The organism is Komagataeibacter xylinus (assembly GCF_004302915.1).
GTDB lineage: Bacteria > Pseudomonadota > Alphaproteobacteria > Acetobacterales > Acetobacteraceae > Komagataeibacter > Komagataeibacter xylinus_C.
Map to the genome: position 1 here is coordinate 74,539 of NZ_QQBI01000002.1, position 23,273 is coordinate 97,811.

Below are 23,273 nucleotides of genomic sequence, written 5' to 3' on the forward strand. Positions count from 1 at the left end.
CGTGTTCATCCCTGCCAGCCCAGCAGCCTGCGCCGCACCAGCATGAACAGCATGTCGGTCACCGCATAGAGCAGCGCCATGGTGAGCATGTAGACCACAACCAGATCGGTTGCGAGCAGGCTTGAAGCCTGCATCATCCGCGCGCCAATGCCCGGCACGCCAAACAGTTCCGCCGCCACGACCGACATCCAGGCCTGCCCGATGCCCGTGCGCAGCCCATCAAGCACGCCCGGGCTTGCCGCAGGCAGCACCACCGTGCGCAACCGCGCCCAGAAGCCGCCATGGCCGAAGGCGGCGGCGACCTCATACAGGTCCGGGTCGATCGCGCGCACCGCGCCATAGGCGGCGTAAAAATTGATCCAGAAGACCGAGATGGCGATGATGAACGTGGCCCCCGCCGTGTTCAGCCCGAACCACAATATGGCAAACGGCACCCACGCCAGACCCGGAATGGGGCGCAGCACGCGCACGATGCCCGAGAGCAGCCCGTCGAGCACCGGCAGCGCCCCGCACAGCAGCCCCACCAGCGTGCCCGTGACCGAGCCTGCCACGAGGCCCGTCAGGTAGTGGGTCAGGCTGTCGCGGATGGCCTGCACCCATGCCCCGCTGCGTACCTCATCAAGCCATGCCGGGCCGAGGCTGGAGGGCGCTGGCAGGAAGCCGGACTGGATCCACCCCCCACGCACGGCCCCTTCCCATACGCCAAACAGCACGGCCAGCCCCGCAAGCCCGAGAGCGGGGCGCAGAAGGCGGGCGCGGGCCTGACTCATGGCCGGACCTGCCGGTAGGTTTCAAGGTCAAACAGGTCAGCCACCGGCTCGGCCTTGCGCAACAGGCCACTTTCAACCTCGAAATCCTGCAGCTTGCCCACGGCCGCCACGATCCGCTCGGGATCGGACACATATCCGCCCGCCGAGGCCTTCAGCGCCTCGACAATAATCGCCTTGGGCAGCATGCCCCCGCCCAGCGCCTGCTGCACGTAAGGCGCTGCCTGCTCGGGATCGGTGGCCAGAAGCTGCGTGGCCTTGACGAAAGCGCTGACAAACGCCGTCTTCCACGTGGCCCGGTCGGGCGCGTCTTCATTGACAATGGCCAGCACCGAACCCGGCTGGCCGGGCATGAGGTCATGACCCGAGGCCAGCACCCGTGTCGCGGGCAGGCGATGGCGGATGATGGTCAGCGCCGGTTCGCGCAGGATCGCACCATCAACCGCGCCCGCCAGAAAAGCCTGCTGGGCGGCATCAATATCAATGCCGACAATATCCGCCACCTGCGCCGGGTCGAGCCCGTTGCCCGCCTTCAGCCAGTAACGCAGCAGCGTATCGGGCACCGAGCCCAGGGGCTGGGCGGCAATCTTGGGCTTGTGGCCATCCTTCGCCGCAAAATCAGCCAGGCGCTGGCGCAGTGCGTCGGGGGTGAGCGTTGCAGGCTGCTCGGGCAGGCCCGTTGCCAGGTCCCCACGGGCCACGACCTCGAGTTCCTCCGTCGCGGCACTGGCCACCACCTTGACATCCGCCCCATGCGCGCGGGCCTGCAACAGCGGCAGCACGCCAGCCACGTAGGCATCAATCTTGCCTGATATCAGCGCCTGTATGGCCTGCGGCCCAGACTGGAAACGCACAAGCTGCAGGTCCATGCCCGCATCATGCCCCCAGTTCGTGCCCTGCATGACAAAAAGCGGCGCCGAACCGATGACGGGAATATAGCCCACCCTTACGGGAGCCGCCTGCACCGTGCCGCACAGCATCATCACGCTGGCCATGGCGTAAAGCCCGCACCGTAACAAATGCCCCCAAACCCTTGCTGCCATGTCTTGCGCCCTATCCTGCCGCGCAGGCAAAACCCTGCTGGTAAGAGATTTTTTGTAAACACCCGGTGGATAACAGGTGCCGCCTGCCGCCTGTTTTCAAAACAGACGACGTTATTCGAAGCCTTATGAACAGCCCCCAAGCGTATTAATCAATAATATACGCAATTACGCCTGTATATCTATATAACGATTAAAAAGATTAATTAGGATCCGGACACAAAAAAACCCGGCATAAAGCCGGGTTTCCTTGAAGGAACGGGGTTCCTCAGGCTGCCAGGTTTTCTTCCGTGGCGGCCTCGGGGCGCGGACCGCTGTCCTGGCCCTTGGCCGACACATCGCGGTCAACCAGTTCGATCACGGCCATGTCGGCCGCATCGCCATGGCGCATGCCCGCACGCAGCACGCGGGTGTAACCACCCGAACGCGCCTTGTAGCGGTCAGCCACGGCGGCAAACAGCTTGGACACGATCTTGTCGTCACGCAGCTGGGCGAAAGCCTGGCGGCGGGCATGCAGATCGCCACGCTTGCCAAGGGTGATCAGCTTCTCCACGACCGGGCGGAGTTCCTTCGCCTTGGGCAGCGTGGTGGTGATCTGTTCGTGCTTGATCAGGGCGACAGCCATGTTGCGAAACATGGCCTGTCGATGGGACGAGGTAACGCCGAGCTTACGGCCGGCAACACCGTGACGCATGATGTAATTTCCTGTTTTATCCGGTTCGGAGGATCAGAACGGCTCGTCGAGCCTCTTGGCCAGATCTTCGATATTTTCCGGCGGCCATGCCGGCACATTCATACCCAGTGAAAGCCCCATGGCGGTCAGGACTTCCTTGATCTCGTTGAGCGACTTGCGGCCGAAGTTCGGGGTGCGCAGCATCTCCTGCTCGGTCTTCTGAACCAGATCACCGATATAGACGATGTTGTCGTTCTTCAGGCAGTTTGCACTACGGACCGACAGTTCCAGCTCATCAACCTTGCGCAGCAGGTTGCGGTTGAACGGCAGGTCATCCTGCGGCTCTTCCGTGCGCACCGTGCGCGGCTCATCGAAGTTGATGAACAGCTGAAGCTGATCCTGCAGGATACGCGCGGCCAGGGCCACGGCATCTTCCGGAGTTACGGCGCCGTTGGTTTCCACCGTCAGCAGCAGGCGATCATAATCGGTGACCTGACCCACGCGGGTCTGCTCCACCTTGTACGACACGCGACGGACCGGTGAGTAGATGGCGTCAACCGGGATCAGGCCAATCGGCGCATCTTCCGGGCGGTTTGCCGCTGCCGGAACATAGCCCTTGCCCATGTTCACGGTGAACTCCATCCCGAACTTCACCCCTTCATCAAGGGTGCAGATCACGAGATCGGGGTTCATGACTTCGATGTCATGTCCGGTCTGGATCTGGCCGGCACGCACTTCGCCCGGGCCCGTGGCCGTCAGCACCATGCGCTTGGGGCCTTCGCCATGCATCCGCAGCGCGAGCTGCTTGATGTTCAGCACGATGTCGGTCACGTCTTCACGAACACCCGCCACCGACGAGAATTCATGCAGCACGCCGTCAATCTGGATTGCCGTAACCGCAGCCCCCTGCAGGGACGACAGCAGAACCCGACGGATCGCGTTGCCCAGCGTCATGCCGAAGCCGCGTTCCAGCGGCTCGGCTACGACGGTAGCAATGCGTGAAGGTTCCGCCCCCGGTTCGACTTCCAGCTTTTCCGGCTTGATCAGGGATTGCCAGTTTTTCTGGAGGACCAAGGTAATGGCCTTTCAAGACTGATCTGCCACCCGAGAGTGGCAGATGGTATCCTGTGGCAGGATACCGGAATGACAATCTTCCCCCGCATGCGGGGGAAATACGACTAAGGCAGACGACGTATCAGACGCGACGGCGCTTGCGGGGGCGGCAGCCGTTATGCGGCACCGGCGTCATGTCACGGATCGCCGTGATCGAGAAGCCGACAGCCTGCAGCGCGCGCAGGGCGCTCTCACGTCCCGAACCCGGACCGGAAACCTCGATCTCCAGCGTTTCCATGCCGTGCTCGCGGGCCTTGCGGCCTGCATCTTCAGCAGCAACCTGCGCCGCATACGGCGTGGACTTGCGCGAGCCCTTGAAACCCTGGGCACCAGCGGAAGACCAGGCAATCGCATTGCCCTGTGCATCCGAGATGGTGATCATGGTGTTGTTGAAGGTGGACAGCACATGCGCCACACCGGAGATGATGTTTTTCCGCTCTTTCTTACGAATACGCGGAGCCGCAGCTTTCGCCATAATTTTCTCGATCCTGTCAGTTCAAACGGTGCACGGAACCCGCAGGCTCCATGCACTCATACCAGGCAATCCGCTGATTAGCGGGTCGCCTTCTTCTTGCCCGCAATAGCCACGGCCTTACCCTTGCGGGTACGGGCGTTGGTATGAGTCCGCTGACCATGGACAGGCAGGCCACGACGGTGGCGCAGGCCACGGTAGCAGCCCAGGTCCATCAGGCGCTTGATGTTCATCGCCACTTCACGGCGAAGGTCACCTTCAACGCGGTAATCGCTGTCGATCAGTTCACGGATCTTGCCGATCTCGTCGTCAGACAGTTCGTTGACGCGCCGCTCAGCCGGAATTTCCAGCTTGTCGCAGATCGCCTGGGCCTTGGTGGCCCCGATACCATAGATATAACGAAGGCCAATTGTGACCCGCTTGTTGCTAGGGATGTTCACGCCGGCAATACGTGCCACGCCACTTACTCCTCGTCCGCCCCTGATTCAGGGCACTAACTATCAGGCAGGGCTGCGTCACACCACCCGCCCTGTTCTGGCGGGAGCATCGTGAACATACCGGTTACGGACCGGCCAACCCCATCATCATACATTCTGGCCCTACGAGCCGCCCCTCATGGACGACTCACACGACGCTCATACCTTGAGGGCGCGCAATATACTGCTGCCCCCCATTGAGTCAATTATTTTTCATCACTTTTTAGTGATACGATCGATAACATCAAAGACCTGCTTCGTCACGTCATCGATATCCGCCATGCCGTCCACACGGTACAGCCGCCTTTCCGCCTCGTAATAAGGCAGGATCGGCGCCGTGAGTTCCCGATAGGTCTTCAGGCGTGCCGCCACGGTCTCCCGCCGGTCATCTTCGCGGCGGATGAACTCGTGGCCGCCACACACATCACATGTGCCAGCCACCTTCGGCCGCTTGGACACGTCGTTATAGCCCGCGCCGCACTTGGCACAGGTGTAACGGCCCGCAATCCGGTCGGCCAGGGCATCCTCGTCCACATCGAGCAGCAGCACCGCATCGATGTGCTGCCCGCTGCGGGCCAGCATGGCATCAAGCGCTTCCGCCTGCGCCCGCGTGCGCGGGAAGCCATCAAGGATGAACCCCTTGGCGCAGTCCGGCTGGCGGATGCGCTTTTCAATCATGGCGATGATCAGGTCATCGGACACAAGCTGCCCGTTCGCCATGACCGCCTTGACCTTCTGTCCCAGCGGGCTGCCGGTCGCGACTTCGGCCCGCAGCATGTCACCGGTTGAAATCTGGGCGATTCCGTAGCGTTCTTCCAGCCGCTTCGACTGGGTGCCTTTTCCAGCACCCGGCGGCCCAAGAAAGATAATATTCACCGCATTTTGCCCTTTCGGCCCCGTCCGCGACGCATAAGGCCCTGATACTGGTGCGCCACCAGATGCGATTGCACCTGCGTCACCGTATCGATCGTCACGGTCACGATAATGATCAGACTCGTACCACCAAAATAGAACGGCACGTTGTAATGGCTGATCAGGATCTGCGGCAACAGGCAGACAGCGACAAGATAGAGCGCGCCGATGGTCGTGATGCGCGTCAGGATACGGTCAAAGAACGCTGCCGTATTGGCGCCTGGCCGGATGCCGGGCACGAACCCGCCCTGCTTGCGCAGGTTCTCGGCCGTCTCCTGCGGGTTGAATGTCACCGCCGCATAGAAATACGAGAAGAACACGATCATTGCCGCATAGAACAGCATGTAGAGCGGCTGCCCCTGCCCCAGCGATTGCCCCAGGAAGGACAGCCAGCCGGGCATCGAGCTGTTATTGACGAATCCCGCAATGGTCACGGGAATCAGCAGCACCGATGAGGCGAAGATTGGCGGAATCGACCCCGCGGTGTTCACCTTCAGCGGCATATGCGTCGAGTCACCGCCAAACATGCGCTGGCCGACCTGCCGCTTGGGGTACTGGATCACCACGCGCCGCTGTGCGAGTTCCATGAACACGATGAACGCGATGGTCACCGCCGCCAGCACCAGAAAGACCAGCACGAAGAACGGTGAAAGCGCCCCGGTATAGCCAAGCTGGAACAGGCTTGCGAGCGCATTGGGCAGGTTTGCCACGATACTGGCAAAGATGATCAGCGAGATGCCGTTACCGCCCCCCCGCGACGTGATCTGCTCGCCAAGCCACATCAGGAACATGGTGCCGCCCACCAGCGTCAGCACGCACGAGACGATGAAGAACAGCCCTGGCGAGACAACGGCCGAGCCTGCCTCCGTATGCATGTTCTCCAGCCCGATGGCGATGCCGTAGGCCTGGAACAGCGCAATGACCACCGTCAGGTAACGGGTATATTCATTCAGCTTGCGCCGCCCGCCCTCGCCTTCCTTCTTCAGGGCTTCAAGGGAGGGAATGGCCGCCGACATGAGCTGCACGATGATCGAGGCACTGATATAGGGCATGATGTTGAGTGCGAACACGGTCATGCGCCCCAGCGCACCACCCGTGAACATATCGAACATACCCAGGATACCGCCCTGATGCCGGGCCAGAAGCTGCCCCATCACCGTCGCATCGACGCCAGGGACGGGGATATAGGTGCCAATCCGATAGACGATCAGCGCACCAAGGGTAAACCAGATACGCTTCTTCAGTTCCGTTGCGTTGGCAAAGGAACTGAAATTCAGATTGGCAGCCAACTGTTCGGCCGCGGAGGCCATGCGCCCATCCTTTCACAAGAACAGCGCCACCGCCGAAAACGGGACGCTGTCATGATAAAAAAAACCGCAGAAAGTAATAAAGCGATGCGCCCGCCGAGTGCAAGCAGCATCGCTTTTATCATGCTTCGGGTACAGAACGTGCCTGTGCCCCCAGCCGGTCATTCGGCGGCAGGAGCCTGCTGCTTCTGGACCTTGACCTGCACCTTGCCGCCAGCCTTTTCAACTGCGGCGATGGCACCGGCCGAAGCACCGGACACTTCAATGGTCACGGCGTGGTTCAGCGCGCCATCGGCAAGCAGGCGGATGCCGTCAAAGCGGCCCGACCCGGCCAGACCGGCCTTGGTCAGGATCTCTTCCGTCACCATGGCCTTGGCATCGATCTTGCCAGCCGCAATCGCCTTGTCGAGCACGCCCAGGTTCACCACCGCATAATCCTTGCGGAAGATGTTCTTGAAGCCGCGCTTGGGCAGACGACGGTAGATGGGCAGCTGGCCGCCTTCAAAACCGTTCAGCGACACACCGGAGCGTGCCTTCTGGCCCTTCACACCCTTGCCCGACGTCTTGCCCTTGCCAGAGCCGATGCCGCGACCAAGGCGCTTCTTGCGATAGCGTGCGCCCTCGTTGTCACGAAGTTCGTTCAGGTTCATCTCAATCCTCCACCTTGATCAGGTGGGACACCTTGCGGATCATGCCACGAACCGAAGGGGTATCCTCCAGCTCGCGGGTACGACCGATCTTGTTCAGGCCCAGGCCCACCAGCGTAGCCTGCTGGCCCGGCTTCTGGCCATTGCCAGAATGCACCTGGGTAACGCGAATGGTTGCCTTGGTATCAGACATCGGCCGCAGCCTCCGTCGCTACCGCAGCCTCGCGGCGCCCCAGGATGTCCGAAACCTTCTTGCCACGGCGGTTGGCAACCGAACGCGGGCTGGCGCAACGCTCCAGCGCGGCGAAAGTCGCCTTGACCATGTTGTGCGGGTTGCGGGTGCCGAGCGACTTGGCCACCACGTCATTGATGCCCAGGCTCTCGAACACGGCGCGCATCGGACCACCGGCGATGATGCCCGTGCCCGCATCAGCGGAACGCAGGACCACCTTGCCCGCTCCGAAGTGACCGGCCACATCGTGATGCAGCGTACGGCCTTCCTTCATCGGAACACGGATCATCGTCCGCTTGGCGCGGTCGGTTGCCTTGCGGATCGCCTCGGGAACCTCACGGGCCTTGCCCGCGCCGAACCCTACGCGACCCTTCTGGTCACCAACAACAACCAGTGCCGCGAATGCAAAGCGGCGACCGCCCTTTACAACCTTGGCAACACGATTGATCGTGACCAGCTTGTCGACCAGATCGTCGCCTTCGCGGTCGCGATCGCGACCACCCCGGCCGCCTTCTCTCGGTTCACGTGCCATTATGCGTGACCCTTTCGTCAGAACGAGAGACCGCCCTCACGGGCAGCCTCCGCCAGGGCCTTGATACGCCCATGATACAGATACGCGCCGCGGTCGAAAACGACCTTCGACACACCAGCAGCCACCGCGCGCTCGGCAAGAAGCTTGCCGACTGCACCGGCTGCCTTCACGTCCGTACCACCCTTGAGGGTGGAACGCAGATCCTTGTCGAGGGTCGAAGCTGCGGCCAGCGTGCGGCCAGCGGCATCGTCGATCACCTGCGCGTAGATATTCTTGCCCGAACGGAACACCGACAGACGCGGACGGCCACCACTCTTGAGGCGAAGCTGGAAACGGAGACGCTGGCGCCGCCGCTCCCGCAGATCCTTCTGCGTGCTCATTATTTCTTCTTGCCTTCCTTGCGACGGATGGTTTCCGTTTCATAACGGACACCCTTGCCCTTGTAGGGCTCGGGCTTACGGAAGCTACGGATATCAAGCGCAACCTGACCAACCCGCTGCTTGTCGATACCCTCGACAGTCACGGCCGTAGGCCGCGGGGTGGTGATCTTGATGCCTTCGGGAATCGCATAGACGATGTCATGCGAATAACCGAGGTTCATGACCAGGTTCTTGCCCTGCACCGCAGCACGGTAACCGGTTCCGGAGATTTCCAGAGTCTTGGAAAACCCTTCCGACACACCCTTGACCATGCTCGCGATCAGGGAACGCGTGGTCCCCCACATCATGCGGGCCTGGGCCTCGGTGCCAACCGGCTTCACCGCAACCTTGCCATCCGCAACATCAACGGCGACATGACCGGACAGGGGCAGCTTGAGCTCGCCGAGCTTGCCCTTCGTGGTCAGCACGCCATCAGCAACGGAAACCTGAACGCCCGACGGAACTTCGACGGGATATTTGCCCACTCGCGACATTTATCCCTCCTCAGAACACACGGCAGAGGACTTCACCGCCAACATTGGCAGCGCGGGCCTCCGCATCGGACAGAACACCACGCGGCGTCGACAGGATCGACACACCCAGCCCGGCATAGACACGCGGCAGTTCCTTGATTTTGGAATAGACGCGGCGCCCCGGCTTGGACACACGGTGGATTTCTTTGATGACCGGCTCGCCATCGAGATATTTCAGCTCGATGCGCAGCTGGGCCACACCCTTGCGCAGTTCCTCACGCGAGAAACCACGGATATACCCCTCGCGGCGAAGCGCCTCGAGAACACTGGCGCGCAGCTTGGAAGCCGGCGCCACGCAGGCAGCATGCCGTGCACGCTGCGCATTGCGGATCCGGGTGAGCAGATCACCCAAAGGATCAGAAAGTGACATCGTTCCCTGCCCTTACCAGCTTGACTTGACCATGCCCGGGATCTGACCATTGGAGGCCAGGTCGCGCAGGGCGATACGGCAGAGTTCAAACTTTCTGTAATTGGCGCGAGGACGCCCGGTGAGCTTGCAGCGCAGGCGCACGCGCACGCGCGAGCCATTGCGAGGAAGTTCAGCAAGCTTAAGCGACGCATCGAATCGATCTTCAACCGGCAGAGACCGGTCCATGATGATGTTCTTCAATGCAGTCCGCTTAGCCCGGTCCCGGTCTGCCATGCGCTCGCGCTTGACATTCCGGTTTACGGCGGAAATTTTGGCCATGCCTTGTTTTACCCTCCGGAACCTGTCGGGCCAGTCCCAACGGTTTTCCAAACAACGTGTGTATTAGGTCTTCTGGACTTCAGACGGAAGCCCTTTCGCTACATTTTATGCAGCGAAGGGCAGATCAAACGCCTTCAGCAGAGCCTTCGCTTCCGCATCCGTCTTCGCAGTGGTCACGAAGATGATGTCCATGCCGCGGATCTCGTCTACCTTGTCGTATTCGATTTCCGGGAAGACAATCTGTTCCTTCAGCCCCATCGCGAAGTTGCCACGGCCGTCGAAACCCTTGTTCGCCGGCAGCCCGCGGAAATCACGTACGCGCGGCAGGGCGATCGTCACGAAACGATCCAGGAATTCGAACATCTGGGCACGGCGCAGCGTCACCTTGCACCCGATGGGCAGACCTTCGCGGATCTTGAAGCCGGCGATCGCCTTCTTGGCAACCGTCTTGACCGGCTTCTGACCAGCGATAAGGGTCATTTCCTTAACCGCCGCGTCGAGCTTCTTCTGGTCGCCAGCAGCTTCGCCAACACCCATGTTCAGGACAATCTTCTCGAGACGCGGAACCTGCATCTCGTTCTTGTACCCGAATTCCTCGCGCAGCTTCGCGCGCAGCTCGTCCTGATAACGCTGCTGCATGCGCGGCAGGGCGCGGGCTTCTTTCACTTCAGACATTCCCGCCCCCTCAGCCTTCGATTACTTCGCCGGTCGCCTTGGCGACACGAACCTTGCGACCATCTTCCAGAACGCGGAAGCCGACCTTCGTCGGGTCGCCGCTCTTGGGGTCGATCAGCTTCAGGTTGGACAGGTGCACCGGCATTTCCTTCTGGACAATGCCGCCCTGCTCACCCATGCGCGAAGGACGGGTATGACGCTTCGCAATGGCAACGCCACGCACCACGGCCTTGTTGGCCGCGGGCAGGACCGTAACGACCTCGCCACGGGTTCCCTTGGAACCACCGGTGGTGACCAGAACCTGGTCACCCTTCTTGATACGAGCAGCCATTACAGCACCTCCGGTGCCAGCGAGATGATCTTCATGAACTTGCGGGCACGCAGCTCACGCACGACCGGGCCAAAGATACGGGTACCGATCGGCTCCTGCTGCTTGTTGATCAGCACGGCCGCGTTGCGGTCAAAACGGATGGCGCTGCCATCAGCCCGGCGCACGGGGTAGGAAGTGCGCACGATCACCGCCTGGTGAACATCGCCCTTCTTGACCTTGCCGCGGGGAATGGCTTCCTTGACGGACACGACAATCACGTCGCCGACCGAGGCAGACTTCCGCTTGGAACCGCCCAGTACCTTGATGCACTGCACCTGACGGGCGCCGGAATTGTCGGCCACGTCAAGGTTGGTCTCGGGATGGATCATGGTCTATGCCTTCTTTACGCCTGGGCGCCAGACGCAGCACCGGCGGCTGCCGCGAGCGGCTGGCCATTCCGGACAACGACCGTCCAGGTCTTGCGGCGGGAAATCGGCTTGCATTCTTCAATGCGCACCGTGTCGCCCACCTTGCATTCATTCAAGCCGTCATGCGCCGCGTACTTCTTCGAGCGGCGAATGAACTTCTTATACAGCGGGTGGATAATGCGACGATCGACAAGAACCGTAACGGTCTTGTCCATCTTGTCGCTGGTTACCCGCCCGGTCAGGACGCGCCTTGGCATCGCCCGTCTCCCTTCAGGACTTTGCTGCCGGCGCGTGGCCAGCAGAACTCTTCTTAACAACCTCGGTCGCAATCGTCTTCACACGCGCGATTTCACGACGAACCACGCGCATGCGGGACTGCCCCTCGGTCTGGCCGGTCGCATGCTGAAACCGAAGATTGAACTGCTCGCGCTTCAGATCGACGAGAAGCGTATCCAGTTCTTCAACAGTCTTGGCACGCAGATCGGCCGGCTTTGTTGCCTTTGCCATCTCACGCCTCTCCGATACGGGTCACGAATTTGGTCTTGATCGGCAGCTTTGCCGCACCCAGAGCCAGCGCTTCACGCGCGACTTCAGGCGACACGCCTTCGATCTCGAACAGGATTCGACCCGGCTTCACACGAGCCACCCAATATTCGGGCGACCCCTTGCCGGACCCCATACGCACTTCTGCCGGCTTTGTCGAGACCGGAAGATCAGGGAAAATCCGAATCCAGACACGACCCGCACGCTTCATGGCACGGGTAATGGCCCGACGGGCCGCTTCGATCTGGCGGGCCGTGATCCGTTCAGGCTGGAGAGCCTTCAGGCCAAAAGCCCCGAAATTCAGGGTTGTGCCGCCCTTGGCCAACCCATGAATGCGCCCTTTGTGGGCCTTGCGGTACTTTGTCCGCTTGGGAGAAAGCATTTTTCAAATCCTCACGCGCCGCCTGGCGCATCTAGGTCCATTGGACCCCGCAGTTAGCGCTGCGGGGCCTGTTCGGCGGCGCGACGGTCCTGCGCCAGCGGATCATGGGCAAGAATCTCGCCCTTGAAGATCCAGACCTTCACACCACAGGTGCCATAGGTCGTCTTGGCGGTCGCCACACCATAGTCGATGTCCGCACGCAGCGTGTGCAGCGGCACCCGACCTTCACGATACCACTCGACACGCGCGATTTCCGCGCCGCCAAGACGGCCCGAGCAGTTGATCCGGATCCCCTGCGCGCCAAGGCGCATGGCGGACTGCACGGCACGCTTCATGGCGCGACGGAAGGCAACGCGGCGCTCGAGCTGCTGGGCGATGTTCTCGGCCACCAGGGTCGCATCGATTTCCGGCTTGCGGATCTCGACGATGTTCAGCGCGACATCGGTCTTGGCCATGCGGGCCAGGTCCTTGCGCAGCACATCGATGTCCTGGCCCTTCTTGCCGATCACCACGCCAGGGCGTGCCGCGTAAATGGTCACGCGCGGCTTCTTGGCCGGGCGCTCGATCACCACGCGGGACACGCCTGCACCGGCCAGCTTGCGGCGCAGGTAGGCGCGCAGCTTCAGGTCATCATGCAGCAGGCGGGCATAATCCGCATCGGCGTACCAGCGGCTGTCCCATGTCCGGTTAATACCGAGCCGAAGCCCGATCGGATTAACTTTATGTCCCATGGATCAGGCCGCCTTTTTTTCGGTTTCAGCTTCGGGCTTCTTTTCGGCCACGACAATGGTCAGGTGGCTGAAAAACTTCTCGATGCGGGCCGAACGGCCACGACCACGTGCGTGGAAACGACGCATCACGATCGACTTGCCCACCTCAGCGCGGGCAACGACCAGCTGGTCAACGTCCAGCTGGTGGTTGTTCTCGGCGTTGGCAATCGCACTTTCCAGCGTCTTCTTGACCTGCTGGGCAATGCGACGCTTGGAGAATGTGAGGGTGGCGATTGCCTGCGCAGCCGGCTTGTTGCGGATCAGACCCGCAACAAGGTTCAGCTTGCGCGGGCTGATGCGGATGTTCCGCGTCAGCGCCTGCGCCTCGGTTTCCGCGAGCGTGCGCGGATGCTTAGGCTTGCTCATGTTCAGCCCCGCTTCGCTTTCTTGTCCGAAGAATGACCCGTGAAGGTACGGGTCGGTGAGAACTCACCGAACTTGTGGCCCACCATGTTCTCGGAAACCTGCACGGGCAGGAATTTGTGCCCGTTATAGACGCCGAACGTCAGTCCGACGAACTGCGGCAGGATGGTGGATCGACGCGACCAGATTTTGATCACTTCGTTACGGCCCGACGCGCGCGATGCATCGGCTTTGTTCAGCAGATACCCGTCTACGAACGGGCCCTTCCAGACGGAACGTGCCATCTTAAATGCCCCTTACTTGCCGGTCTTCCGGCGACGGATGATCAGACTGTCCGTACGCTTGTTGACCCTGGTCTTGTAACCCTTAGTCGGCTTGCCCCATGGCGTAACCGGATGACGCCCACCCGAAGTGCGTCCTTCACCACCACCATGCGGATGGTCAACCGGGTTCATGACGACACCACGGTTGTGCGGGCGGCGGCCCAGCCAGCGATTGCGGCCGGCCTTGCCCAGGTGCTGGTTCATGTTGTCCGGGTTAGACACGGCACCGATGGTGGCCATGCACTCGGCGCGAACAACACGCAGCTCACCGGACTGCAGCTTGATCTGGGCATAGCCCATGTCCTTGCCGACCAGCTGCGCATACGTGCCAGCCGAGCGGGCGATCTTGCCACCGGCACCGGCCTTGAGCTCGATGTTGTGGATGATCGTGCCCACCGGAACGGCAGACAGGGGCATGGCGTTGCCCGGCTTGATATCGGCGCGCGCACCGGCGATGACTTCGTCACCCGCCTTCAGGCGCTGCGGCGCGATGATGTAGGCCAGCTCGCCATCGGCATACTTGATGAGCGCGATGAACGCCGTACGGTTGGGATCGTATTCCAGACGCTCCACCGTGCCGACCACGTCGAACTTGCGACGCTTGAAGTCAACATAACGGTAGGACTGCTTGTGACCGCCACCGATGAAACGCGAGGTGGTGCGGCCGTGGTTGTTACGGCCGCCGCTCTTGTTCTTCCCCTCGGTCAGGCCCTTGACGGGCTTGCCTTTCCACAGCTCCTTGCGGTCGATCAGGACCGTTCCGCGCAGGCTGGGGGTAACTGGATTAAAGTGCTTCAATGCCATTTCTTGTCACCCCGCGTCAGACCAGCTTCGCGGTCAGGTCGATGGACTGACCTTCTGCAAGCTGAACAAACGCTTTCTTAACATCCGAACGCTGGCCGGGACGTCCCTTGAAGCGCTTGGCTTTTCCCTTCTGGATGAGCGTGTTCACACCCAGAACCTTCACGCCAAACAGCGTCTCGACCGCAACCTTGATCTCCGGCTTCGTGGCGCTGATCGCAACCTTGAAACCCACCTGGTTCTTCTCGGAAAGGGCAGTCGCCTTTTCCGTGATCAGGGGAGAGCGGATGATGTCGTACATCGCTTCGCGCGACATACGTTCCGCCTTCTTGCGGATTGCCAGGATGTTGGTCATGCCAGACGCTCCTTCAGGCCCTCAACCCCGGCGCGCGTGATCGCGAGCACATCGTGGTTCAGGATATCGTAGACATTGGCGCCCACCGTCGGAAGAATGTCGATCTTCGGCAGGTTGCGCGCGGCGCGGCCGAAGTTCTCTTCAACCGCGGCATCCACGATCAGCGCGGATGTCCAGCCCAGGACCTTCAGCTTCTTGGCCAGCTCGGCCGACTTGCCCGAGGCAGTCGCGGCATCGAGCACCACCAGCTTGCCTTCCGCCGCCTTCTGCGACAGGGCGGAAATCAGGCCAAGGCGACGCACCTTCTTGGGCAGGTCATAGCCATGGTCACGCACCACGGGACCATGAACGATGCCACCGGTGCGGTACTGCGGCGCACGCAGCGAACCCTGGCGGGCGCTGCCCGTGCCCTTCTGGCGATACGGCTTCTTGGTCGTGCCGGAGACTTCCCCCATGCCCTTGACCTTGTGCGTACCAGCCCGGCGCTTGGCCAGCTGCCAGTGCACCACACGCGCCAGGATGTCCGTGCGCGGCGTTGCGGCGAAAATCTCGTCGGGAAGGCTGGCGGTGCCTGCGCTTCCGTTATCGAGGGTTTTGATCTCGTAATCCATTGCCCTCTATCCTCAGCCCGCAGCCTCAACCAGGGCCGCCGGATACGGCGCCTCGGCATGACGGGCCTTCTTGATCGCATCACGAACGAGAACCGTTTCATTCTTTCCGCCCGGCACGGAGCCGCGGATCATGATCAGGTTCTTTTCGGCGTCAACAGCCGCAACCTCAAGGTTCAGCGTAGTGATACGCTCGGAACCGAGATGGCCGGCCATCTTCTTGTTCTTGAAAACCTTGCCCGGATCCTGGCGGTTACCCGTGGAACCGTGCGAACGGTGACTGATCGAGACACCGTGGGTGGCTTCGAGACCGGCAAAGTTCCAGCGCTTCATCGCGCCGGCAAAACCCTTACCCTTGCTGGTGCCGGTAACGTCCACCTTCTGCCCCACCACGAAATGGGCGGCGGACAGAGAAGCCCCGACTTCCAGGACGGCGTCATCCGATACACGGAATTCAGCCAGCTTCTTCTTGGGCTCGACCTTGGCCTTGGCAAAATGGCCGCGGTTCGGCTTGGACACATTTTTGACCTTGGCCTTGCCCGCGCCAAGCTGGACAGCTGTGTAGCCATCACGCTCGGTGCTGCGAACATCAACCACCTGCAGATCATCAAGCTGCAGGACAGTCACCGGCACATGTGTGCCGTCTTCCTTGAACAGCCGGGTCATACCCAGCTTTTTTGCGATCAATCCGGTGCGCATCGTCTGGACCTTAGAGTTTAATCTCGACATCTACGCCAGCGGCGAGGTCGAGTTTCATGAGAGCGTCCACGGTCTGCGGGGTCGGCTCGACAATGTCGAGCAGCCGGCGATGGGTCCGAATTTCGAACTGCTCGCGGCTTTTCTTATCCACGTGGGGGGAGCGGTTTACGGTAAACCGTTCAATATGCGTCGGCAGCGGGATAGGACCCCGAACCCGCGCACCCGTACGCTTCGCCGTATTGACGATCTCCTTCGTGCTGTTGTCTAGCACCCGATGATCGTACGCCTTCAGGCGAATGCGGATGTTCTGGTTGTCCATCTTTCTGTTTCAGTCCAACTTTACCTGATTCGGGGGAACCCGATCCGCAATGGAAACCCGGCCGGATTGCTCCGACCGGGATGCCACAGTTCAGTTACTGTCCAATCACTCGGTGATGGAAGCAACAACACCTGCACCAACGGTGCGGCCGCCTTCGCGGATAGCGAAGCGCAGGCCTTCATCCATGGCGATCGGAGCGATCAGCTCGACATCCATGGCGACGTTATCGCCAGGCATGACCATTTCCGTGCCTTCCGGCAGGTGAACGACGCCGGTGACGTCGGTCGTGCGGAAATAGAACTGCGGACGATAGTTGGTGAAGAACGGCGTGTGACGGCCACCCTCTTCCTTCGTCAGGATGTAGGCTTCCGCCTTGAACTTGGTGTGCGGGGTGATCGAACCCGGCTTCGCCAGCACCTGGCCACGCTCAACGTCTTCACGCTTCGTGCCACGCACCAGTGCGCCGATGTTGTCACCTGCTTCACCACGGTCGAGCAGCTTGCGGAACATTTCAACGCCGGTCACGGTCGTCTTCTGCGTCGGGCGCAGGCCAACGATCTCGATTTCGTCGCCGACGTTCACCACGCCACGCTCGACACGGCCCGTCACCACGGTGCCACGGCCCGAGATGGAGAACACGTCTTCGATCGGCATCAGGAACGGACGGTCAACCGGACGCTCCGGCTGCGGGATGTATTCGTCCACAGCGTTCATCAGGTCCATGACGCGGTTTTCACCGACTTCGGCGTCGCCATCTTCCAGCGTCACCAGGGCCGAACCCTTGATGATGGGGATATCATCGCCGGGGAACTGGTAAGCGGAAAGCAGCTCGCGCACTTCCATTTCCACCAGCTCGAGCAGCTCCGGATCATCAACCTGGTCAACCTTGTTCAGGAAGACGACCAGGGCCGGCACGCCAACCTGGCGGGCAAGCAGGATGTGCTCACGGGTCTGGGGCATCGGGCCATCAGCAGCCGACACGACCAGGATCGCGCCGTCCATCTGCGCGGCACCGGTGATCATGTTCTTCACATAGTCAGCATGGCCGGGGCAGTCGACGTGTGCGTAGTGACGCTTCGCGGTCTCGTACTCGACATGGGCGGTCGAGATGGTGATGCCACGGGCGCGCTCTTCCGGCGCGGCGTCGATCATGTCGTACGCCTTGAATTCCGCACCACCGGCCTTCGCCAGCGTCTTGGTGATAGCAGCGGTCAGCGAGGTCTTGCCGTGATCGACGTGACCAATCGTGCCGATGTTGCAGTGCGGCTTATTCCGCTCAAATTTAGCCTTTGCCATCGTTTTCTCCGTTAACTCGGCCTCGTGCCGAGAGTCGGGTTGGAAAGTTCCGTTTCGGAAGCCGGACCGGTCAATAAACCGGCCTGACCGCCTTTACCAGCGGTAATGACTGAATGCCTTGTTGGCTTCTGCCATGCGGTGCGTGTCTTCGCGCTTCTTGACCGCGGCGCCACGATTGTTGACGGCGTCAAGAAGTTCGTTCGACAGGCGATCCTGCATGGTGTTCTCGCCACGCTTGCGCGAGGCGTCAATCAGCCAGCGGATGGCCAGCGCCTGACGACGCTCGGCCCGGACTTCGACCGGAACCTGGTAGGTGGCGCCACCAACACGGCGGGAACGCACCTCGACAGCCGGCTTGACGTTGTCCAGCGCGCTGTGGAACATGACCACAGGGTCCGCTGCAGCACCACCACGGCGGCGCAGCACCTCAAGGGCGCCATAGACGATCCCTTCAGCGGTGGACTTCTTGCCGTCGTACATCAGGGCGTTCATGAAACGCGTAATGACGACATCACCAAATTTCGGATCGGGAAGAATCTCGCGCTTGACTGCGCGATGACGGCGACTCATGCCTCGTTATTCCTTTTACTTAGGACGCTTCGCGCCATAGAGCGAGCGACGCTGACGACGCTTGGCGATACCCTGGGTGTCCAGAACGCCGCGCAGGATGTGATAACGCACGCCAGGAAGATCCTTAACGCGACCACCACGGATCAGGACAACGCTATGTTCCTGGAGGTTATGCCCCTCACCCGGAATATAGCTCACAACCTCATAACCGTTGGTCAGGCGTACTTTTGCCACCTTACGCAGGGCCGAGTTCGGCTTCTTCGGTGTGGTTGTGTAAACACGAGTGCAAACGCCACGCTTCTGCGGACAGCCCTGCAGGGCAGGAACCTTATTGCGTTTGGCTGCGGGTTCGCGACCTTTCGCGATCAACTGGTTGATGGTCGGCATACGCCTTTCCCGATCCTTACAAAATTCGGCCGGCCAACCCCATATCTGGTTGCCGACTGTCGTTCACAACAAAACCCCAACGAATGACAACCATTCGTTCGGGCATCATATTTACATCCGGCCTGGGCAGCCCGATTCCCGGACTGCGGCACCGCATGTCTGCATGCTGCATTCGACGGCCAACGACGTCTTTCAGACAGGGCTAGCCGAGGGCGCGTTACCTACGGGCAAACTGACCAAAAGTCAAGCCTTGCGCAGGATTCGCTAGCAGTCTGGCGAAACGACTCTGTTCCGCCGGACTCGGAGCACCGCTCCGTCAGGCTGCTGATACCGCCTGAATCGGATGGTGACAATAGTGCAGCACCGAATCATGCCGGATAGCGGTCCCCCGCCATCCGGCATTTCTCTCGCGTAGTTACTCGGCCGCCTTGGGCGGCACGGCAGCGCGGGCCTTGGCGAGGCGCTGCTTGTCCTCGCCCGCGGCAACCGCGCGGAGCTTGTTCATCACGCTGCCCGTCCCTGCCGGGATCAGGCGACCGACGATGACGTTCTCCTTGAGGCCGTTGAGCGTATCCTTCTTGCCCGCCGTAGCAGCCTCGGTGAGGACACGGGTGGTCTCCTGGAAGGAGGCCGCCGAGATGAAGGACTGCGTCTGCAGCGAGGCCTTGGTGATGCCCTGCAGCACCGGCATGGCAACGGCAGGGTGCTCGCCAATGTTGAGGCGCTTGGCGTTCTCTTCCTCATACTCGATACGGTCCACCGTCTCACCGATCAGGTAGGTCGTATCGCCCGGCTCAAGGATTTCCACCTTCTGCAGCATCTGGCGAACAATGACTTCGATGTGCTTGTCATTGATCTTCACGCCCTGCAGTCGGTACACGTCCTGGATCTCGTTGACGAGGTAGTCCGACAGCGCCTCGACACCCAGAACCTTCAGGATGTCATGCGGCACGCGCGGCCCGTCGACGAGCGGATCGCCCACCTGGACAAAGTCGCCTTCCTGAACGGACACGTGCTTGCCCTTGGGGATGAGGTAATCCGTCTCCTCGCCCGTCTCGTCGTTCTTGACGATGACGCGGCGCTTGGACTTGTAGTCCTTGCCGAATTCCACGCGCCCCTCGGTTTCCGAGATGATGGCGTGATCCTTCGGCCTGCGGGCCTCAAACAGTTCCGCCACGCGCGGCAGACCACCGGTAATGTCACGCGTCTTGGAGCCTTCACGCGGGATACGCGCCAGCACGTCACCTGCGTTGACCTGCGCGCCGTTCTCCACCGAGAGCAGCGAGTCAGGCGACAGGAAGTAGCGGGCGTCGTTGCCGTTGGCCAGCTTCACCACGTCGCCGTTGGCGTCCTTGAGCTGCAGGCGCGGACGCAGGTCGATCCCCTTGGAAGCCTGCTTGTAGTCCACGACCACTTTCGAGGTCAGGCCGGTCACCTCATCCATCCGCTCCACCAGGGTGATGGAGTCGATCAGGTCAAGATATTCCACCTTGCCAGGCTGCTCGGTGATGATGGGCAGGGTGTACGGATCCCACTCGGCCATCTTCTGGCCACGGGCCACCTCGGCGCCATCCTCGACCAGCAGGCGCGCACCATAAGGCACGCGGTAGCGGGCGCGTTCGGTTCCACGGTCATCCGTCAGCAGGATCTCGCAGTTACGCGACATGACGATGGGCACGTTCTGACTGTTATGCACCACGTTCTTGTTGCGGATCGTCACCTTGCCATCACGCGAAGCCTCGACCATCGACTGCTCGGCGCCACGCTGCGCCGCACCACCGATATGGAAGGTACGCATGGTCAGCTGGGTGCCCGGCTCACCGATGGACTGGGCAGCGATAACGCCGACGGCCTCACCGATGTTGACCGGCGTGCCGCGCGCAAGGTCACGGCCATAGCAGTGGCCACACACGCCCACGCGGCTGTCACAGGTCAGCACGGAGCGGATCAGCAGGCTTTCGACACCCGCCTTCTCGATCTGCTCGGCCTCGGCTTCCTCGATCAGCGTATTGCGCGGGAAGAGCACCTTGCCGGTTGCCGGGTCGAGCACGTCGGCGGCCAGCGTGCGACCGAGCATCCGCTCGGACAGGGAGGCCACGACTTCGCCGCCATCCATGACCGCACGCACGGTCAGGCCGCGCTCGGTGCCGCAATCTTCCTCGACAATGATGCTGTCCTGCGCCACATCAACGAGGCGGCGGGTGAGGTAACCGGAGTTCGCAGTCTTGAGCGCGGTATCGGCCAGGCCCTTACGCGCACCATGGCTGGAGGTGAAGTAATCGAGAACCGACAGGCCTTCCTTGAAGTTGGCGATGATCGGCTGTTCGATGATCTCGCCCGACGGCTTGGCCATCAGGCCACGCATGCCGGCAAGCTGCTTCATCTGCGCTGGCGACCCACGGGCGCCGGAGTGGCTCATCATCCACACCGAGTTGGTGGGCTTGCCGATCTCCTGCTTGGAGATCTCCTTCATCATCGCGGCCTGCACTTCATCGGTGCAACGCGACCAGGCATCAACCACCTTGTTGTAGCGCTCGCCAGCGGTGATCAGGCCGTCCTGATACTGCTGCTCGAACTCCTTCACTTCGCCGGCCGTACGGTCCACGAGCTCCTTCTTCTCGACGGGAACGATCATGTCGTCCTTGCCGAACGAGATGCCCGAACGCGCGGCGTGGCGGAAGCCAAGCCCCATCAGGCGGTCACAGAAGATAACGCATTCCTTCTGGCCGCAGTGACGGTAAACCGCGTCGATCACGTCCGACACGATCTTCTTGGTCAACTGGCGGTTGATCAGCGAGAACGGCAGCGCCGGGTTGCGCGGCAGGATCTGGGCAACAAGCATGCGGCCCGGCGTGGTCACCACCGTCTCGCGCACGGTCTTGCCCTCGGCATCGAAGCTTTCGATGCGCGCGCGGATCTTGTCGTGCAGCTTCACCGCGCCCGTGCTCAGCGCGTATTCCACTTCGCCAACGCTGGAGAAGGACGGCGCGCCGCTTACGGTCACCAGCCCCTTGTCATCGTAGCTGTTCTTGTCGGGCGTCGCGCGGAATTCGGGTGTTTCGAGGCTGAGGTAATACAGCCCGAGCACGATATCCTGCGACGGCACGATGATGGGCTTGCCGTTGGCCGGGCTGAGGATGTTGTTGGTCGACATCATCAGCACACGGGCTTCAAGCTGCGCCTCGAGGCTCAGCGGCACGTGCACGGCCATCTGGTCGCCATCGAAGTCGGCGTTGAACGCGGTGCAGACCAGCGGGTGCAGCTGGATGGCCTTGCCCTCGATCAGCACCGGCTCGAACGCCTGGATGCCCAGACGGTGCAGCGTGGGCGCACGGTTGAGCATGACCGGATGCTCGCGGATCACCTCTTCAAGGATATCCCACACTTCGGGACGTTCCTTTTCCACCATCCGCTTGGCGGCCTTGATGGTGGTGGCGTGACCGTATTTTTCCAGCTTGGAGTAGATGAACGGCTTGAACAGCTCGAGCGCCATCTTCTTGGGCAGGCCACACTGGTGCAGCTTCAGCTCCGGGCCCACCACGATGACCGAACGGCCCGAATAATCGACGCGCTTGCCCAGCAGGTTCTGGCGGAAGCGGCCCTGCTTGCCCTTGAGCATGTCGGACAGCGACTTGAGCGGACGCTTGTTGGCACCCGTAATGGCACGGCCACGGCGGCCGTTATCGAACAGCGCATCGACCGATTCCTGCAGCATGCGCTTTTCGTTGCGCACGATGATGTCGGGCGCGCGCAGCTCGATCAGCCGCTTGAGGCGGTTGTTACGGTTGATGACGCGGCGGTACAGGTCGTTCAGGTCCGACGTGGCGAAACGACCGCCATCAAGCGGCACCAGCGGGCGCAGCTCGGGCGGAATGACCGGCACGAGGTCCAGGATCATCCATTCCGGGCGAGATTCACTGTCGGCAAAGGCCTCGACCAGCTTCAGGCGCTTGACCAGCTTCTTGCGTTTGGCTTCGGACGTGGTTTCCTTCAGCTCAAGGCGCAGTTCTTCCTTCTCGACCTTGCAGTCGATGCGCTCGAGGATCTTCTTGATCGCTTCCGCGCCAATGCCGACCTCGATGCCCTCGTCGCCATGCTCGTCCATGACATCGAGGTACTGGTCTTCGGTCAGCAGGCTGTACTGCTTGAGCGGCGAGGTGCCGGGTTCCAGCACCACATAGCTCTCGAAATACAGGATCTTTTCCAGATCCTTCAGCGTCATGTCGACCATCAGGCCGATCCGGCTGGGCAGTGATTTCAGGAACCAGATATGCGCAACCGGGCTGGCCAGCTCGATATGGCCCATGCGCTCGCGGCGCACCTTGGCCAGCGTGACCTCAACGCCGCATTTTTCGCAGATGATGCCGCGGAACTTCATCCGCTTGTACTTGCCGCACAGACATTCGTAGTCCTTGATCGGACCAAAAATCCGCGCGCAGAACAGGCCATCACGCTCCGGCTTGAAGGTCCGGTAGTTGATGGTCTCGGGCTTCTTGATCTCGCCATAGGACCACGAACGGATCTGCTCGGCCGAGGCCAGCTGGATCTTGATCTGGTCAAAGGTCATGGCCTGGCCACCCTGGCCAAGGATCTTCATGAGTTCATTCATGCGCCGCAAACCCCCTGAGGGAAT

At 61.3% G+C, this 23,273-nt stretch carries 33 protein-coding genes; all 33 read right to left on the reverse strand.

Going from position 1 to position 23,273, the window contains the following annotated elements; genetic code table 11:
* Positions 1-5: 5 nt before the first annotated feature.
* The 33 genes from DV027_RS02000 to rpoC all read right to left on the reverse strand — a co-directional run bounded on the left by DV027_RS02000 (position 6) and on the right by rpoC (position 23,249).
* Positions 6-770, reverse strand: a complete 765-nt coding sequence (locus DV027_RS02000; protein WP_130730311.1) for an ABC transporter permease — start codon at positions 768-770, stop codon at positions 6-8.
* Positions 767-1,810 carry an ABC transporter substrate-binding protein gene (locus DV027_RS02005; RefSeq protein ID WP_130730312.1) on the reverse strand — a complete coding sequence of 348 codons (1,044 nt, stop codon included), beginning with the start codon at positions 1,808-1,810 and terminating at the stop codon, positions 767-769. The genes DV027_RS02000 and DV027_RS02005 overlap by 4 nt, the downstream gene beginning before the upstream one ends.
* A 265-nt stretch (positions 1,811-2,075) precedes the next feature.
* Positions 2,076-2,501: a 50S ribosomal protein L17 gene (gene rplQ, locus DV027_RS02010; RefSeq protein ID WP_061271359.1), complete on the reverse strand. Its 426-nt coding sequence runs from the start codon at positions 2,499-2,501 to the stop codon at positions 2,076-2,078.
* A 33-nt stretch (positions 2,502-2,534) separates the two neighbouring features.
* A complete protein-coding gene (locus DV027_RS02015; protein ID WP_007399646.1) occupies positions 2,535-3,554 on the reverse strand; it encodes a DNA-directed RNA polymerase subunit alpha in 1,020 nt (339 codons plus the stop codon).
* 121 nt (positions 3,555-3,675) lie between these two features.
* Positions 3,676-4,068, reverse strand: a complete 393-nt coding sequence (gene rpsK / locus DV027_RS02020) for a 30S ribosomal protein S11 (RefSeq protein ID WP_003621069.1) — start codon at positions 4,066-4,068, stop codon at positions 3,676-3,678.
* Positions 4,069-4,145: 77 nt separating this feature from the next.
* The gene (gene rpsM / locus DV027_RS02025) at positions 4,146-4,523 is read right to left on the reverse strand and encodes a 30S ribosomal protein S13 (protein ID WP_061271361.1); all 378 of its coding nucleotides are present in this window, start codon (positions 4,521-4,523) and stop codon (positions 4,146-4,148) included.
* 234 nt (positions 4,524-4,757) lie between these two features.
* Positions 4,758-5,417, reverse strand: a complete 660-nt coding sequence (locus DV027_RS02030; protein WP_130730313.1) for an adenylate kinase — start codon at positions 5,415-5,417, stop codon at positions 4,758-4,760.
* On the reverse strand, positions 5,414-6,763 hold the full coding sequence (gene secY, locus DV027_RS02035) for a preprotein translocase subunit SecY (RefSeq protein ID WP_130730314.1): 1,350 nt from the start codon (positions 6,761-6,763) through the stop codon (positions 5,414-5,416). The genes DV027_RS02030 and secY overlap by 4 nt, the downstream gene beginning before the upstream one ends.
* Positions 6,764-6,921: 158 nt before the next feature.
* Positions 6,922-7,410: a 50S ribosomal protein L15 gene (rplO, locus tag DV027_RS02040; protein WP_130730315.1), complete on the reverse strand. Its 489-nt coding sequence runs from the start codon at positions 7,408-7,410 to the stop codon at positions 6,922-6,924.
* Position 7,411: 1 nt separating this feature from the next.
* Complete coding sequence (rpmD, locus tag DV027_RS02045; RefSeq protein ID WP_061271369.1) at positions 7,412-7,600, reverse strand: 50S ribosomal protein L30; 189 nt, start codon at positions 7,598-7,600, stop codon at positions 7,412-7,414.
* A complete protein-coding gene (gene rpsE / locus DV027_RS02050; protein WP_014105019.1) occupies positions 7,593-8,171 on the reverse strand; it encodes a 30S ribosomal protein S5 in 579 nt (192 codons plus the stop codon). Before rpsE ends, rpmD begins: the two co-directional genes overlap by 8 nt.
* 17 nt (positions 8,172-8,188) lie before the next feature.
* Positions 8,189-8,551, reverse strand: coding sequence for a 50S ribosomal protein L18 (gene rplR, locus DV027_RS02055; protein ID WP_061271371.1), 363 nt, complete (start codon positions 8,549-8,551; stop codon positions 8,189-8,191).
* A complete protein-coding gene (gene rplF / locus DV027_RS02060; protein WP_130730316.1) occupies positions 8,551-9,084 on the reverse strand; it encodes a 50S ribosomal protein L6 in 534 nt (177 codons plus the stop codon). The genes rplR and rplF overlap by 1 nt, the downstream gene beginning before the upstream one ends.
* Before the next feature lie 10 nt (positions 9,085-9,094).
* On the reverse strand, positions 9,095-9,493 hold the full coding sequence (gene rpsH / locus DV027_RS02065; RefSeq protein ID WP_010506719.1) for a 30S ribosomal protein S8: 399 nt from the start codon (positions 9,491-9,493) through the stop codon (positions 9,095-9,097).
* Between the two features lie 12 nt (positions 9,494-9,505).
* Positions 9,506-9,811 (reverse strand): 30S ribosomal protein S14, encoded by a 306-nt coding sequence (gene rpsN, locus DV027_RS02070; protein ID WP_061271375.1) that lies wholly within the window; start codon positions 9,809-9,811, stop codon positions 9,506-9,508.
* Positions 9,812-9,916: 105 nt separating this feature from the next.
* The gene (rplE, locus tag DV027_RS02075; RefSeq protein ID WP_061271377.1) at positions 9,917-10,486 is read right to left on the reverse strand and encodes a 50S ribosomal protein L5; all 570 of its coding nucleotides are present in this window, start codon (positions 10,484-10,486) and stop codon (positions 9,917-9,919) included.
* Positions 10,487-10,496: 10 nt separating this feature from the next.
* A complete protein-coding gene (gene rplX, locus DV027_RS02080) occupies positions 10,497-10,817 on the reverse strand; it encodes a 50S ribosomal protein L24 (RefSeq protein WP_010506725.1) in 321 nt (106 codons plus the stop codon).
* On the reverse strand, positions 10,817-11,185 hold the full coding sequence (rplN, locus tag DV027_RS02085) for a 50S ribosomal protein L14 (RefSeq protein ID WP_061271379.1): 369 nt from the start codon (positions 11,183-11,185) through the stop codon (positions 10,817-10,819). The genes rplX and rplN overlap by 1 nt, the downstream gene beginning before the upstream one ends.
* Before the next feature lie 14 nt (positions 11,186-11,199).
* Positions 11,200-11,481, reverse strand: coding sequence for a 30S ribosomal protein S17 (rpsQ, locus tag DV027_RS02090; RefSeq protein ID WP_061271381.1), 282 nt, complete (start codon positions 11,479-11,481; stop codon positions 11,200-11,202).
* A 13-nt stretch (positions 11,482-11,494) separates the two neighbouring features.
* Positions 11,495-11,731, reverse strand: a complete 237-nt coding sequence (rpmC, locus tag DV027_RS02095) for a 50S ribosomal protein L29 (protein WP_110567219.1) — start codon at positions 11,729-11,731, stop codon at positions 11,495-11,497.
* A 1-nt stretch (position 11,732) separates the two neighbouring features.
* Entirely contained in the window at positions 11,733-12,149 is a 417-nt protein-coding gene (rplP, locus tag DV027_RS02100) for a 50S ribosomal protein L16 (protein ID WP_014105026.1), read from the reverse strand.
* A gap of 53 nt (positions 12,150-12,202) precedes the next feature.
* A complete protein-coding gene (rpsC, locus tag DV027_RS02105) occupies positions 12,203-12,880 on the reverse strand; it encodes a 30S ribosomal protein S3 (protein ID WP_061271387.1) in 678 nt (225 codons plus the stop codon).
* A gap of 3 nt (positions 12,881-12,883) precedes the next feature.
* Complete coding sequence (gene rplV / locus DV027_RS02110) at positions 12,884-13,285, reverse strand: 50S ribosomal protein L22 (protein WP_007399624.1); 402 nt, start codon at positions 13,283-13,285, stop codon at positions 12,884-12,886.
* 2 nt (positions 13,286-13,287) lie between these two features.
* The gene (rpsS, locus tag DV027_RS02115) at positions 13,288-13,566 is read right to left on the reverse strand and encodes a 30S ribosomal protein S19 (protein ID WP_007399623.1); all 279 of its coding nucleotides are present in this window, start codon (positions 13,564-13,566) and stop codon (positions 13,288-13,290) included.
* Positions 13,567-13,578: 12 nt separating this feature from the next.
* A complete protein-coding gene (gene rplB / locus DV027_RS02120; RefSeq protein WP_130730317.1) occupies positions 13,579-14,409 on the reverse strand; it encodes a 50S ribosomal protein L2 in 831 nt (276 codons plus the stop codon).
* A gap of 16 nt (positions 14,410-14,425) precedes the next feature.
* Positions 14,426-14,722, reverse strand: coding sequence for a 50S ribosomal protein L23 (locus tag DV027_RS02125; RefSeq protein ID WP_172157796.1), 297 nt, complete (start codon positions 14,720-14,722; stop codon positions 14,426-14,428).
* 35 nt (positions 14,723-14,757) lie between these two features.
* Complete coding sequence (gene rplD / locus DV027_RS02130) at positions 14,758-15,372, reverse strand: 50S ribosomal protein L4 (protein ID WP_061271391.1); 615 nt, start codon at positions 15,370-15,372, stop codon at positions 14,758-14,760.
* A gap of 12 nt (positions 15,373-15,384) precedes the next feature.
* A complete protein-coding gene (gene rplC / locus DV027_RS02135; RefSeq protein WP_130730318.1) occupies positions 15,385-16,068 on the reverse strand; it encodes a 50S ribosomal protein L3 in 684 nt (227 codons plus the stop codon).
* Between the two features lie 10 nt (positions 16,069-16,078).
* Complete coding sequence (gene rpsJ / locus DV027_RS02140) at positions 16,079-16,387, reverse strand: 30S ribosomal protein S10 (RefSeq protein ID WP_007282720.1); 309 nt, start codon at positions 16,385-16,387, stop codon at positions 16,079-16,081.
* A 105-nt stretch (positions 16,388-16,492) separates the two neighbouring features.
* Entirely contained in the window at positions 16,493-17,683 is a 1,191-nt protein-coding gene (gene tuf, locus DV027_RS02145; protein WP_130730319.1) for an elongation factor Tu, read from the reverse strand.
* Between the two features lie 93 nt (positions 17,684-17,776).
* Complete coding sequence (gene rpsG / locus DV027_RS02150; RefSeq protein ID WP_007399617.1) at positions 17,777-18,253, reverse strand: 30S ribosomal protein S7; 477 nt, start codon at positions 18,251-18,253, stop codon at positions 17,777-17,779.
* A 15-nt stretch (positions 18,254-18,268) separates the two neighbouring features.
* Complete coding sequence (gene rpsL, locus DV027_RS02155; RefSeq protein ID WP_003621118.1) at positions 18,269-18,640, reverse strand: 30S ribosomal protein S12; 372 nt, start codon at positions 18,638-18,640, stop codon at positions 18,269-18,271.
* A 415-nt stretch (positions 18,641-19,055) separates the two neighbouring features.
* Positions 19,056-23,249 (reverse strand): DNA-directed RNA polymerase subunit beta', encoded by a 4,194-nt coding sequence (rpoC, locus tag DV027_RS02160; protein WP_130730320.1) that lies wholly within the window; start codon positions 23,247-23,249, stop codon positions 19,056-19,058.
* Positions 23,250-23,273 lie beyond the last annotated feature (24 nt).